The 12,911-nt window shown below is 42.1% G+C and carries 10 protein-coding genes and 1 riboswitch; of the genes, 4 read left to right on the top strand and 6 right to left on the bottom strand.

Annotated features, from left to right (window positions below; translation table 11 throughout):
- Positions 1–5 precede the first annotated feature (5 nt).
- From OCU78_RS00795 to OCU78_RS00775, 5 genes are all read right to left on the bottom strand, one after another.
- The gene (locus OCU78_RS00795) at positions 6–1,139 is read right to left on the bottom strand and encodes a hypothetical protein (protein WP_137373989.1); all 1,134 of its coding nucleotides are present in this window, start codon (positions 1,137–1,139) and stop codon (positions 6–8) included.
- On the bottom strand, positions 1,140–2,582 hold the full coding sequence (locus OCU78_RS00790) for a DUF6844 domain-containing protein (protein WP_137373988.1): 1,443 nt from the start codon (positions 2,580–2,582) through the stop codon (positions 1,140–1,142).
- A gap of 76 nt (positions 2,583–2,658) precedes the next feature.
- Positions 2,659–3,261 carry a penicillin-binding protein activator LpoB gene (lpoB, locus tag OCU78_RS00785; protein ID WP_137373987.1) on the bottom strand — a complete coding sequence of 201 codons (603 nt, stop codon included), beginning with the start codon at positions 3,259–3,261 and terminating at the stop codon, positions 2,659–2,661.
- A gap of 9 nt (positions 3,262–3,270) precedes the next feature.
- Positions 3,271–4,653 carry a COG3014 family protein gene (locus tag OCU78_RS00780; protein WP_137373986.1) on the bottom strand — a complete coding sequence of 461 codons (1,383 nt, stop codon included), beginning with the start codon at positions 4,651–4,653 and terminating at the stop codon, positions 3,271–3,273.
- A 135-nt stretch (positions 4,654–4,788) separates the two neighbouring features.
- Positions 4,789–5,214, bottom strand: a complete 426-nt coding sequence (locus OCU78_RS00775) for a phosphate-starvation-inducible protein PsiE (RefSeq protein WP_167494046.1) — start codon at positions 5,212–5,214, stop codon at positions 4,789–4,791.
- A 313-nt stretch (positions 5,215–5,527) separates the two neighbouring features.
- On the opposite strand from OCU78_RS00775, the gene OCU78_RS00770 reads away from it, so the two are divergent.
- Complete coding sequence (locus OCU78_RS00770) at positions 5,528–7,651, top strand: bifunctional 2',3'-cyclic-nucleotide 2'-phosphodiesterase/3'-nucleotidase (protein ID WP_240701753.1); 2,124 nt, start codon at positions 5,528–5,530, stop codon at positions 7,649–7,651.
- A gap of 94 nt (positions 7,652–7,745) precedes the next feature.
- On the opposite strand, the gene OCU78_RS00765 is transcribed toward OCU78_RS00770, so the two are convergent.
- The gene (locus OCU78_RS00765) at positions 7,746–9,116 is read right to left on the bottom strand and encodes an NCS2 family permease (RefSeq protein ID WP_137373984.1); all 1,371 of its coding nucleotides are present in this window, start codon (positions 9,114–9,116) and stop codon (positions 7,746–7,748) included.
- Between the two features lie 60 nt (positions 9,117–9,176).
- Positions 9,177–9,276, bottom strand: a riboswitch (purine riboswitch).
- A 299-nt stretch (positions 9,277–9,575) separates the two neighbouring features.
- Here OCU78_RS00765 and gmk point away from each other — a divergent pair.
- The 3 genes from gmk to spoT all read left to right on the top strand — a co-directional run bounded on the left by gmk (position 9,576) and on the right by spoT (position 12,774).
- Complete coding sequence (gene gmk, locus OCU78_RS00760) at positions 9,576–10,199, top strand: guanylate kinase (protein WP_137373983.1); 624 nt, start codon at positions 9,576–9,578, stop codon at positions 10,197–10,199.
- A gap of 119 nt (positions 10,200–10,318) precedes the next feature.
- A complete protein-coding gene (gene rpoZ / locus OCU78_RS00755) occupies positions 10,319–10,591 on the top strand; it encodes a DNA-directed RNA polymerase subunit omega (protein WP_137373982.1) in 273 nt (90 codons plus the stop codon).
- A gap of 56 nt (positions 10,592–10,647) precedes the next feature.
- Complete coding sequence (gene spoT / locus OCU78_RS00750) at positions 10,648–12,774, top strand: bifunctional GTP diphosphokinase/guanosine-3',5'-bis pyrophosphate 3'-pyrophosphohydrolase (RefSeq protein WP_137373981.1); 2,127 nt, start codon at positions 10,648–10,650, stop codon at positions 12,772–12,774.
- Positions 12,775–12,911: the final 137 nt, after the last annotated feature.

The raw sequence follows: 12,911 nt of genomic DNA, 5'->3' as shown, positions 1-12,911 counted from the left end.
TAGCGTTAAAGAATGATTCCGCCTGCAGATGGCGTGTCATCTTTTTTCTTAACGGGTGCTGCTTTAGGTTTTGCTGCTGATTTTTTTGGTCGAGGAGCATAAGTAGACTTTCTCGCTATACTCTTCGTTTTAATCGCACTGGCATCCCCTTTCACTACAGTAACGTACGCTAGTTTAGGTAAAACCTTCGTCACTTTTACTGTTCCCACTTTGACTTCATCACGACCAAGGCTTTCTTTAGTCACAGGATCAACAAACTTTTCACCTAGACTAAATACATCGTAGTACTGACCTTTCTTAACCGTTGAACCACCCGAGTTAAGCACCATTGAACCATTATCACCAACAAGCAAAACTAAAGGGTAGATATTGTCTTTCAATTGGGTAAAGACTTTCTTCGAAGCAATATCGACAAGTAAGCTTAAGTTATTTCGGCTTGAAGTGGTTGGGATCGTCGCTGACCATTTAACTTGGTTATTGACGACATCCACAATGCGAAACTCAACTAACACTTTAGAACTGTAGTAAGTCTTCACATCTTTGATGTTCTCACCTGTTAATTCAACTGTGCGAGAATTATCCACAACACGCTTATGCGTCTTAGCCGTCAGTACCTTGCCCGTAACAACGTATTGAAGCGCTGGATCTTTCTGGTTACTTAAGACTTTAAACTTACGGTCTTGAACAAGAAATTCTTGTACTTTTTTACCGATAGTCGAGCCTTTAGGTCCTGAAAATTGCCCTACAGCAATAGTACGACGGTTAGAGTTAAGGTCTTTTATCTTATCTCTTGGGTCAACTTTCACGCTAACTTCAAGCTTCACATTACAGAAGTCATTTAAGCACTGTTCATTTAAGATTCGGTACTTAACGTTTCCTTTTGCGGTCGTATGAATACCATCAATCATCGCCTCTTTCGCTTCGCTTTTATCTCCATTTGAAGAATAAGTCGTAGTCGAAATTCGAGAGCTATCAATGGAAACGCCAGACACTTGTTCTACAGCTCGACGTAACCCGACATCAATCGCTTGATCTAACGTTTCGCCTTGCCCTGTAGTCACTACTTTTTCGTAACTCGCAGCCTGCACAGAAGATGCACCGAATAGAAATGCACTAATTAATAAAAGCTTTTTTATCATTTAGAAATCCGCCGCATCAAACGTATCTTCAGATTCAGCAGAATGTCGAGAACCCACCACCTCTTCTTGTACTGCTTGATCTAGCTGCGCTTCGCTCTTACCACTGGCTAAGTTCTTCGCATTCGTCACTTTCTTTGGATGCCATACCAGTACAGAACCGACCATTTCATGACCCGTTACTGGGTGCTTACGACGCCAGTCATATTCAACACTCACACCTGTCATATTTCGCATTGAGGACTGCATTGAGGCACGTTTTTCCATGCTTTCATACATTGACTGCGTTAAGCCTGAAGAAGTAGAACGAACAGAGTCGATAATCAGTTCAAATTTCTCACTTTCACTTTCTTGTGCTTCAACTGACGTAGAGCTTTTTAGATCACCGTTAAGATTGTACGCACGAGTCAAATTTGCCCATGCATTATTAGTCGCAAACTCTTTCGCTACTTTGCGCTCAATTTTTTTCTTAGTCGAAGACTTAGAGTAAGTCACTCCCGACTGGCCATAAGCAACAATAAGAGGGTAACCTTCCGAATCGTACAAAACGTCGGTTCCTGCTTTTAGGTATAAAGAGTCTTTCTTAGATGAAAACATCTGTTGTAATGATGAAAATTGAGTATTCGCTTTCTCAGGTTGAGGAGCAACTTCACCATGCGATTCGATCATCGCTTTAATTTCGTCACGTTTAGTCGCAGACAAAATCATTACTACACCAATGGTTCCGTGGCCAGATTCCGTGATTTCTTCGTACTGCTTAACCACTACCATGCCTGACAGGTCACCATAAGAAGTACGGACAGTTTGCTCAACTACAGATTCTTTGTATAAGTCACGCTTAATTGCAGGTGGAGCAGCATTAAACTGCTTAGGGTCAATGCCCATTTCTTTTAATTCACTGTCGAGCTTGCCATCGATAACAGCGATAACTTTATCGAGGAAGCCTTCCATTTGTGAATCAGTTTTAAAGTCATCAACCGTTGGGATCGGTAGACCACTCATACTATTCATAGAATAAATAACATTGTTCGCAGGGCTCGTATTTAACGTCGATAAATAAGAGATTCGAGCATCTAAAACTGCTTTTTCTAAAGCCCTTTCTCGATACTTCGACCAACGAGGATCGCTACTACTAACACTCAATTCAGCCGTACCTGAATATACAAAGACTTTATGGGCTTTGCCTGATTTTTCTAAGCTACTTTTCACTTTAGTGATATAGCGATCGAGCTTACCTTCAACAACATCTAGGGTATCAACGTCTTCTTCTACTTGAACAACATCTTTATCCGATTGCTCGCCTAAGACTTCTGCCGGTACTTCTGCCGTTGTTGTTGTATCCACTAATTCTTCTGCGGCTGTCGTATCAACCGATTCTTCGGCTAAAACAGCTGGAGCGCTTGCGCCTGTCAGCATCATCGCTAATAGAAGTTTATTAAATTTCATAGGTCACCTAACTTTCTTAATAATAATGGATAGCCGAAGCTATCCATTTTTTATGTTTTACTAATCAATCACTCTACTACCAGCTTACGCTAGAGCCATCAGCAACTTTGCCGACAACGCGTTCGCCTTCCCAATATGCCAGACCATTTTCTACATTAGTCATTGATAGCTGGAAGTAGTATTCGATACGTGTGTCGTCATTATCTAACGATGTATTACGTTGTAGGATTTTGCCTGACAGGCTGAAGTCTGGTGCAAACACTTGGTCATCACCCTTCACTGTCGACTGCTTAACCATTTTTGAATCTTTTAGCTCACGCATCTTCTTAGTTGCATCGTCTTCACCAAATGCAGTCGTTACTAAAAACTTACCTGATTGAAGTAAGTTAACGCGCAGACCTTTTGTTAGTTGGTCAGTGTCTAAACGCTGCATCGTATCGTTTTCGATATCATTTACGTAAACGATGTAACGACCGCCTTCATCAGCTTGAGGGTGCGTCATTAATTTACTTGCGACGATCTCTTCCGCCATTTCATTCGCTGCTTTTGAGAAGTCAGCGTAAGACAGAGCTGCAACTACATTTGTTTGAGTGTCTGATGCATCGATATACGCTGTTTTTGTCGCACAACCAGTAAGTGTTAGAGCTGCAACTGCGGCTGCAAGTGCCAATTTTTTCATGATATGTCCTTAGATATTAACTACTTTGATTGTCGGCTCAATTACCGGAGAAATCGCTTTTACATAAATGATGTGTTTGCTTGAATCTGCATCAAGTTCAACAGGAATCGTGAATGCCCCTGCTTTAATTTCAACTGTGTTATTTTTTGCATCGATACGTGTTGCTTGATACTCGCTTGGTAATGCCGAGAATGAACGAATATCAGCACCCGTTGTTAACATTTGCACAATTGCAAATGCATCACCCAGCAATGCGTTTTCGTCTTTCACTTGTTTTTGAGCGATAGTTTTCAACGTTACACGAGTAATTTCACGAGCAAGGATGTATGGGAAATCTTGGTCGAATTCAGCACCAATGATCTTATCCATATCTGCGATAGTTTCAGTGTCGTTGCCTTCGATAGTGATGTTATTTAGCGCTTTACCGCGTTCTTTTAGACGTGGAATGGCAATACCAGTGTATGAAACATTGTCAGAAAGGATGAAGACAGGGAGGTCGATTCGCTTTTCTTCACGTACTGTCGATTGACCATTTTCAAAGATAACCCAAACTTTATTAGCAAGTTTGTCTTGGTTATTTGAACGAGCCATCGAACGAGCAAGCTCATAATCGGCTTTCGCCGCTTTTGAATCGGTTAGTGAGTAAACACGCTTGAAAGAATCAGCTGCCTTCTGGAAATCAGATTTGCTCTTACCAGTAAGAAGAAGGTTTAGACCGTAAGAATAAGTAGTAAAAGGGTTTACATAGCCTTCATAAGGTTTCCACTGACCTTGCTCGATACCAGCATCTGCTAGAATCTTTTTAGTTTCTTCAGATTCCATAGATTGCTTAACAAGCGCACCAGATTCGCCCGCCTCTTCTTTGATTTCAGCTCGGCGTTCTTTAATCACATCAGCGAAGTGCTGAGCTGCGCGGCGTTGGCGCTCTTCAGCACGGTTTAATTCAACGCGAGCGTTTTGGTAATCATTTTGGGAAATGAAGTTCCAAGCTTTAATGGTGTTAGACATTACGCCATCGTAATGAGCTTGTTCATAAGCAAGCATCGCATCATTACCCAGCATAGAGCCAACCAGCTCAGCGCCTTCTACCACTGTGCTTTCAGTATCTTCGCTCTTCATCATATTTTCTGTAGAATCTAATAACTTAGTGGATAAGTCATACTGCCCTACATAGTTTAATGTGGCGCCAGCTTGAAGCGTCCATAGAAGATCATCGGTTTCACCAGACTCTTCATCATAACCTGCATGATCAAGAGCCACTTCAGCAGCTCCATTATAATCACCGGTATTGAGCTTATTGTTAAAGCTCTCAAAATCATCTTTTTGCATCATTGACGTACAGCCTGAAAGCATAACCATGCTCACCAAGCCACTGACAAGTTTTAATTTCATAGCACAACCACTTATTTTTTATAATTAAATTTTTGGTCGTGAATATACTCGAATTATAAAACCATTCACACTGCCACTTGGTTGGTATTTGACCTGTTGCATTAATATATAAATATTTCTTTTGATTTTGTGGAGTTATTCATCAGGCTGCTTGGTTTTTCTATCAACATATGGCCAATAATGATGACCGACTCGAATTAATAAGGTTGCTGCCGCTAAGATAAAGGCTGCGACAGAAAGCCAAACTACTAGCACCGCATCCAACTCTTTCATGCCTAATGTGATGTACCTAGCTATCGCCATCATTGCAATATAAATAGGGTAGCGAACAGGGATCTTACCGTTCATCACAAATTGCTGGACCATCGCTAATACTTCAAGGTAAATGAACATCAGCAATATATCGGTAAGCTGGACTCTCTTTTCTACAAAAACATGTACAAATTCATCTACCATCGCAACCAAAGTTGCTAGCGTAATTGCAACCAGCAATACCGCTTCAAGCATATGGAAAATTTTGAGAAATGGTTTACTAAACGAAGGGGGAAGATGAGAAGGCATAATCACTATTCATAATTTATGAGCTAAAGAAATCAGTTTATCACGCCCTTTTGCATATTCACTCGATGTAATAAAAAATGATTCATTTAACTTACCAATGCTTTGATAAAAAAGCCATGTGACAAGCCCCTCAGTAAAAACCTCAGATTAAACATACGTATACGATTGCCTTATCAATAACAATAAAACAATCAACAAAACAATTACTTACACATTAAACCGTGATTCATATTGTAATAAAGATCCCATGTTTCTGTAACAATTCCCCTCCAACATAAACCGCATTTAAACCATATTTAAATTTGAGGTAAACATGAAAAATTCGGGGAAAATACTACTCTCGGCAGCGATAGCAATGGCACTAGTGGGCTGTAGTGATTCAGATGATGATTTTGTCAGCATCGACTTACGCTTGATGGAAACAACCGACTTGCACGGTAACATGATGCCGTATAACTATTTCAGTGACAGTGACAAACAAAGCTATGGATTTGCTCGTACTGCTCCGGTTATCCGCGCTGTTCGTGAAGAAGCTAAAAATAGCATGTTGTTTGATAATGGTGACCTTATTCAAGGCAGCCCAATGGCTGACTATATGGCGAGCTTAGGTGAAGACAACTTGCAGTCAAACCTTCACTCCGTTTATAAAGCCATGAATTTACTCAATTATGATGCGGCTAATATTGGTAACCATGAATTTAACTACGGTTTGGATTATTTGAAAGCGGCGATTCAAGGGGCAGACTTCCCTTATGTTGTGTCGAATGTATTCAAATATGACGACACTCTACTTTCAAGCAGCGATTTTTCGAGCCAATCATGTGAGCCTCGTATCGATGAAGAATTCCTATCTCAAGCTGAAAATGCTTTTACTCCTTATCTCATTCTAGAACGTAACTTTGAAGGCAGTGATGGCAAGATGCACCCGGTGAAGGTCGGTGTCATTGGATTCACACCACCAAACATCATGAGCTGGGATAAAACCAATTTAGAGTGTCAGGTCGTTGTCTCTGACATTAAAACCACCGCCGAATTCTATGTTAGTAAAATGAAGGCTGAAGGCGCTGACATCATCGTCGCGATTCCACATTCAGGCCTTTCTGGTAGTGATGCTGATGTACCATTTATCGATAATGCAACATGGGGGCTTGCCAATATTGATGGTATTGATGCCATTATGTTTGGTCATGACCACAACAACTTCCCAACCACAACAGACACATACGATGGCATGGAAGGTGTTGATGCCGAAAATGGTAAGATCTTTAATAAACCGGCAGTCATGCCAGGCTACTGGGGAAATAATGTCGGTATTATTGACCTGAAATTGGAGTCGACTAACTCTGGTGGGACTTGGAGCGTCAATTATGATCAAAGTACCGCTGAATTGCGTGGCTTATATGAAGACACAGAAATCATGGCCCAAGATGTGGTTGATGCAGTGGCAGATGACCACCAAGGTACCATCGACTACATGCAAACCCCTATCCTAAAAATTGACCAAAAGATTAATAGTTTCTTCTCAGCAATCGAACCTGATCTATCTGTACAAATCGTCAATGAAGCCCAATACAACTGGGGTATGACGGTGACTCAAGATGGCACTGTTCAGATGGAAGATGGCGCTATCTTATTGTCAGTATCTGCACCTTTCAAAGGTGGTCGTGGTGGCGCTGAAGATTATACCAACATTGATGGTAGCGAATTAACCAACGCCAGCGTTGCTGACCTTTATGTATTTGATAACAACACGCCAGCAATTCTTAAATTGACCGCAGCTGATGTTAAAGAATGGCTAGAGACTATTGCATCACAACAATACCAAACGGTTAGTTCTGGTGGTGATTACCTTCTGCACCAAATGTTCCGCAGCTACAATTTAGATGTGTTCTATGGCGGTTGGAAAGCAGATGGCAATTCGAACAGCTTAAATTACACAATTGATGTCGGCACCCCACCTCGTTACTACATAAATGCTAATGGTGAGTTAATCAACGACGCTGACGATAAGCCACAACTTAATCCAAATGGTGATTACCGCCGTATCAGTGACATTACTTACAACGGTGTGGTCCTTGAAGACTCGCAAGTTCTTTATGTCGTAACCAATAACTACCGAGCTTCAAACAATTGGATTCCTGGCGTAGATCAAGCTGAAGTTGTTCATGAAGATGGCGCATTCTCAAACCGAGAGTTAGTTGATCAATACCTAAAAGGTATCGCTTCTGAAAGTGCAGAAGAAGTGCCGCTACACCGTTTTGACAATGCTGAGAACTTCTCATTAACGGGATTAACATCAGGCACAGCCGTGAAGTTCTTATCTTCTCCAAGCGGCGAAACATTTGCTGGTGAGGTCCCTTCTGTGGCATTCACATCAGAAACGGGTAATGTCGGTGATAACACTGGATTTAGTGTGTATACCTATACCTTTCAATAAGAGCACGTTTAATTAACACGAGCTAAAAACCGTAAAAACAAAAATGGCTTTACATAACGTAAAGCCATTTTTTTATACTTGCGAAGTATGTAAATTAAAGCAGCACTAAATATGCCAAGAAAATTACCGAAAGTGCATAAATTAATGGGTGAACTTCTTTACCTTTGCCTGCAACAATCATTGTGAATGAATAGCTGATAAAGCCCATAGCCATACCATTCGCAGGAGAGAAGCTCAGAACAGTAAACATAATGGTAAAGAATGCCGCAATACGTGACTCTTTCTTTTCCCAATTAATCTGACCTAAGCGACCGACCATGTAGATACCTACCACTACCATCGCTGGCGCAACCATCGCCGCCGAGAAGATGGAAAACAGTGGGTATAAAAACAATGACACTAAGAACAAACCAGCCACTACAACCGCCGCTAGACCTGTTTTTGCACCTTGAGAAGAAGCAATACCAGATTCAGAGAACGCAGTAATTGAAGTAGTACCTAAAACAGAACCAATCACAGTACCACCAGCATCTGCTACAAGGGCTGATTTAGCGTTAGGCACTTTGCCATCTTTATCAATAATACCGGCGTCACGACCCACACCAACAATCGTGCTTAACCCATCAAAGAAATCGACAATCAAGAAAATCATCACGACAAACAGCAAATCAAAAATTTTCTCTGCAGTGAAGTGAGAGAAATCAAAAATTGCCCCAAACGTACCCGACATACTTGGCGGCATAGACACGAATTGCTCAGGAATAGGAGCGTTAGATGTACCCATGAAAACGTCAGCAAGAATGGTCAAAACGATTGCAGAAATGAAAGAGATAAAAGTCGCTAATTTAATGTCACGAACCATGCAGCCCAAAGCAATAAAAATACTGATGTAAGCGATAATGACCGTTGGATCTGAGATGTCGCCTAAACCCACTAAAACAAACGGGTTTGAAACGATAATACCGGCGTTTTTTAAACCTAAAAACGCAATGAACAAACCGAGGGAAACGGTAATCGCCAACTTCAAGTCTTCGGGAATCGACTCAATCATCGACTTACGAATATTGGTCATCGAAAAAGCCAAGTACAAAAGACCAGACAAGAAAATCCCAAAAAGCGCTTCATTCCACAATAAAGCCACAGAGCCGCTGAGTAACATTCCCTTGAAAAAACCATTCATACTCATGCCTGGCGCAAGCATTACTGGGTAGTTACCCCAAATACCCATAATCAAAGTTGCGATAGCAGCAGACAAAGCAGTAGCAGTAAATACCGCGCCTTTATCCATTCCAGGAATCCCTCCCAGAATTGCAGGGTTAACCGCAAGAATGTAGCTCATCGCCAAAAAAGTAATAAAACCCGCATACAGCTCAGTGCTGATATTGGTTTTTCTTTCTGAGATTTTAAACAGTGCATCAAGCGAACCAGAAGACTTCTGGGCTTTGAGGGTTGATTCAGTACTCACAGCGAAACCTTTGCAATTAATTAATAAATTTGAAGATTGAAATGCTGTGTGAAATAGACGTACTTCTACACTAAAAACTGTAGTCACCAAGATAGGCTTGGTAGTAGAAACATCTAATCCATTTCATTAGATATATACAGCATTTAATCGTTTGCGCGGATTGTAAGGTTTTCGTTTAAAAGTTCAACGCCTTTATATCTAGATCACATTAAAATAGTGAAATTACATTTTATTGCACAACGGTTTTACGCTTTACGATCATGAGGAAGATCTTTTGAAAGCAAATAACGATCAAGATGATTGTTCTCAAGGATCGAAATATGCTACTCTTCGCCTCCATTTTTCTGACCTAATTTTCATCAATTCGCATTTTTATTGCTTAGTGTTGATGAGGCAGAACTATCTTTTTGTGCTGGCTTGTCAGCCTGCATTCAATCCAACAACAGTGGAAACATACAGATGGGCAAAGGTACTCTTTACATCGTATCTGCACCTAGCGGCGCAGGTAAATCGAGCTTGATCTCAGCAATGCTAGAAACCAATCCTACCTACGCAATGAAAGTGTCTGTTTCGCACACCACTCGTGGCATGCGCCCAGGTGAAGAAAATGGTGTTCACTACCACTTTGTAGAAAAGCATCACTTCGAAGACCTAATCAAGAAAGATGAATTTCTTGAGTACGCTGAAGTATTCGGCAACTACTACGGCACTTCACGAGTATGGATTGAAGAGAATCTAGAGCGAGGCATTGATGTCTTCCTAGATATCGATTGGCAAGGCGCACGTCAAATCCGCGAAAAAATGCCTTTAGCGAAGAGTGTGTTCATTCTTCCGCCATCAAATGGTGAGCTAGAGCGTCGTTTAAATGTTCGCGGTCAAGATAGCGAAGAAGTTATTGCGAAACGCATGAGTGAAGCGAAATCAGAGATCTCTCATTATAATGAGTATGATTATGTGATCGTAAATGATGATTTTGATGCTGCCTTAATGGACTTCAGAGCTATCATCCGTGCGGAACGCTTAAAAGAAGATAAGCAAGCGGCAAAATACAGCGGCATGCTTACTGCACTACTAGCGGAATAATCTAGAAGCACTAGATTTTCCATTGAGATAAGTATACGGTGAGCTAGAAAGTCTCTAGTTAAACTTGTATACTTTCTCGTCATCAAAAATTTATTAGTTAATTACTATTTGGAGTCCTCATGGCACGCGTAACTGTTCAAGACGCTGTTGAAAAAGTTGGCAACCGTTTCGACCTAGTTCTTATTGCGGCTCGCCGCGCACGTCAAATGCAAACTGGCGGTAAAGATTCACTAGTGCCTGAAGAAAACGATAAGCCTACGGTTATCGCTCTTCGCGAAATCGAAGACGGTCTTATCACTAAAGACGTACTAGACGCTCGTGAGCGTCAAGAGCAACAAGAGCAAGAAGCGGCTGAACTTGCAGCAGTTAGCAGCATCGCTCACACTCGTTAGCTCATATTCGTCGCTAATAGCGTCATTCGAACTAATTAACCTTCCGGGCCTTTAATTTGTATCTATTCGATAGCCTCAAAGACGTTGCCCAAGAATACCTAACAGAGCCTCAAATTGAGGCTCTGCGTCAATCTTATGTGGTAGCGAGAAACGCCCATGAAGGGCAAACCCGTTCAACGGGTGAACCATACATTATCCATCCTGTTGCTGTTTCAAGAATCCTGGCAGAAATGCGTCTGGATATCGAAACCCTGCAAGCCGCCCTACTCCATGATGTAATTGAAGATACTGAAGTTACAAAAGAAGAGTTAGAAGCTCAATTTGGCAATACAGTTGCTGAATTAGTGGATGGTGTATCTAAGCTGGATAAGCTTAAATTTCGTGATCGCAAAGAAGCGCAAGCAGAGAACTTCCGTAAGATGGTTCTCGCCATGGTGCAAGACATCCGCGTTATCTTGATCAAATTAGCTGACCGAACTCATAACATGCGTACGCTTGGGGCACTTCGTCCTGATAAAAAGCGTCGTATTGCACGTGAAACTCTCGAAATCTATTCTCCCCTCGCACACCGCCTTGGTATTCATAATATCAAGACCGAGCTTGAAGAGTTAGGTTTTGAAGCGCTCTACCCTAACCGCTATCGCGTTCTTAAAAACGTAGTGAAAGCGGCGCGTGGTAATCGTAAAGAGATGATTCAACGTATCCATAGTGAGATTGAAGGTCGCCTTGAAGAAGTCGGCTTACCTGCTCGCGTACTTGGTCGTGAAAAGAACCTGTTCTCCATCTATAACAAGATGAAAACGAAAGAGCAGCGTTTCCACACTATTATGGATATCTACGCTTTCCGCGTTGTAGTTGATACCCCAGATACTTGTTACCGCGCACTTGGTCAGGCTCATAGCTTGTACAAGCCACGCCCTGGCCGCATGAAAGATTACATCGCGGTACCAAAAGCCAACGGCTACCAATCTCTGCATACCTCAATGATCGGCCCTCACGGGGTGCCTGTTGAAGTTCAGATCCGTACTGAAGATATGGATCAAATGGCTGATAAAGGTGTCGCGGCGCACTGGTCTTACAAAGGTAATGGCTCACGTAGCAGCAATGGGACTACCGCACAGGTTAAGGCACAGCGTTGGATGCAGAGCTTACTTGAGCTGCAACAAAGCGCTGGCAACTCATTCGAATTCATCGAGAATGTTAAGTCTGATCTCTTCCCTGATGAGATTTTCGTCTTCACGCCAAAAGGTCGCATCGTTGAACTTCCAGCAGGTGCAACAGCGGTCGATTTTGCTTACGCGGTGCATACTGACGTCGGTAACATGTGTGTAGGTGCTCGTGTAGACATGAACCCTTACCCACTAAGTAAATCGCTTAAGAATGGTCAAACGATTGAGATCATCAGTGCTCCGGGCGCACGTCCGAATGCAGCATGGCTCAACTACGTGGTGACATCACGTGCGCGCACTAAGATCCGTCAGGTTCTGAAAACAATGCGCCGTGAAGAGTCGATCACGCTTGGTCGTCGATTACTTAACCATGCGTTAGGTGAACTATCGATTAGCGATATCGCTCAAGAAAACATTGAGCATGTGCTGTCTGACCTTCGCCTCGACAATCTCGAAGACTTGCTTGCATCGATTGGTCTCGGTGAACTAATGAGCATCGTGATTGCGCGCCGCCTATTAGGTGATGCTGACGAACTGACTGAAGTCGCGAATACTAATGGTACTACGAAGAAGAAACTTCCGATTCGTGGTGCAGAAGGGTTACTGCTCACTTTTGCTAATTGTTGTCACCCAATTCCTGGCGATCACATCATAGCCCATGTCTCTCCGGGTCGTGGCTTGGTTGTTCACCGTGAAACTTGTCCAAACGTACGTGGTTACCAAAAAGAACCAGATAAGTACATGGCGGTAGAATGGTCTGAGGATTATGATCAGGAGTTCACAGCAGAGCTTCAGATTGATCTTCAAAATCACCAAGGTGCATTAGCAGAATTGACCAATGTCATTTCTAAAACAGGCTCCAACATTCACGGTATTTCCACGGAAGAACGTGACGGCCGCTTGTATACCGTGACAATACTGCTAACGACTAAAGATCGAGTTCACTTAGCGAGCATTATGAAAAAGCTGCGTGTGATGCCACATGCGCTAAAAGTAAGACGCCGTAAAAACTAAGTGATACGAGAATAGCAAGTAAGGCTGAGCTTAATTTAGCTTAGCCTTACTTCCTTACTTCCTTACTTCCTTACTTCCTTACTTCCTTAGCTACGAAACATTTAAAATCTCCTTAAAGTGACAAACTTTAAGGAGAT

Origin of the sequence: Vibrio gallaecicus, from assembly GCF_024347495.1 — a bacterium.
GTDB lineage: Bacteria > Pseudomonadota > Gammaproteobacteria > Enterobacterales > Vibrionaceae > Vibrio > Vibrio gallaecicus.
Note: the sequence above shows the minus strand (reverse complement) of the source record. Positions and strands in the feature narration are given on the sequence as shown.

What these genes read in the sequence shown, in the direction of transcription:
- OCU78_RS00795 (WP_137373989.1), bottom strand. Translation starts at nt 1,139, where the DNA reads ATGATAAAAAAGCTTTTATTAATTAGTGCATTTCTATTCGGTGCATCT.
- OCU78_RS00790 (WP_137373988.1), bottom strand. Translation starts at nt 2,582, where the DNA reads ATGAAATTTAATAAACTTCTATTAGCGATGATGCTGACAGGCGCAAGC.
- lpoB (WP_137373987.1), bottom strand. Translation starts at nt 3,261, where the DNA reads ATGAAAAAATTGGCACTTGCAGCCGCAGTTGCAGCTCTAACACTTACT.
- OCU78_RS00780 (WP_137373986.1), bottom strand. Translation starts at nt 4,653, where the DNA reads ATGAAATTAAAACTTGTCAGTGGCTTGGTGAGCATGGTTATGCTTTCA.
- OCU78_RS00775 (WP_167494046.1), bottom strand. Translation starts at nt 5,214, where the DNA reads ATGCCTTCTCATCTTCCCCCTTCGTTTAGTAAACCATTTCTCAAAATT.
- OCU78_RS00770 (WP_240701753.1), top strand. Translation starts at nt 5,528, where the DNA reads ATGAAAAATTCGGGGAAAATACTACTCTCGGCAGCGATAGCAATGGCA.
- gmk (WP_137373983.1), top strand. Translation starts at nt 9,576, where the DNA reads ATGGGCAAAGGTACTCTTTACATCGTATCTGCACCTAGCGGCGCAGGT.
- rpoZ (WP_137373982.1), top strand. Translation starts at nt 10,319, where the DNA reads ATGGCACGCGTAACTGTTCAAGACGCTGTTGAAAAAGTTGGCAACCGT.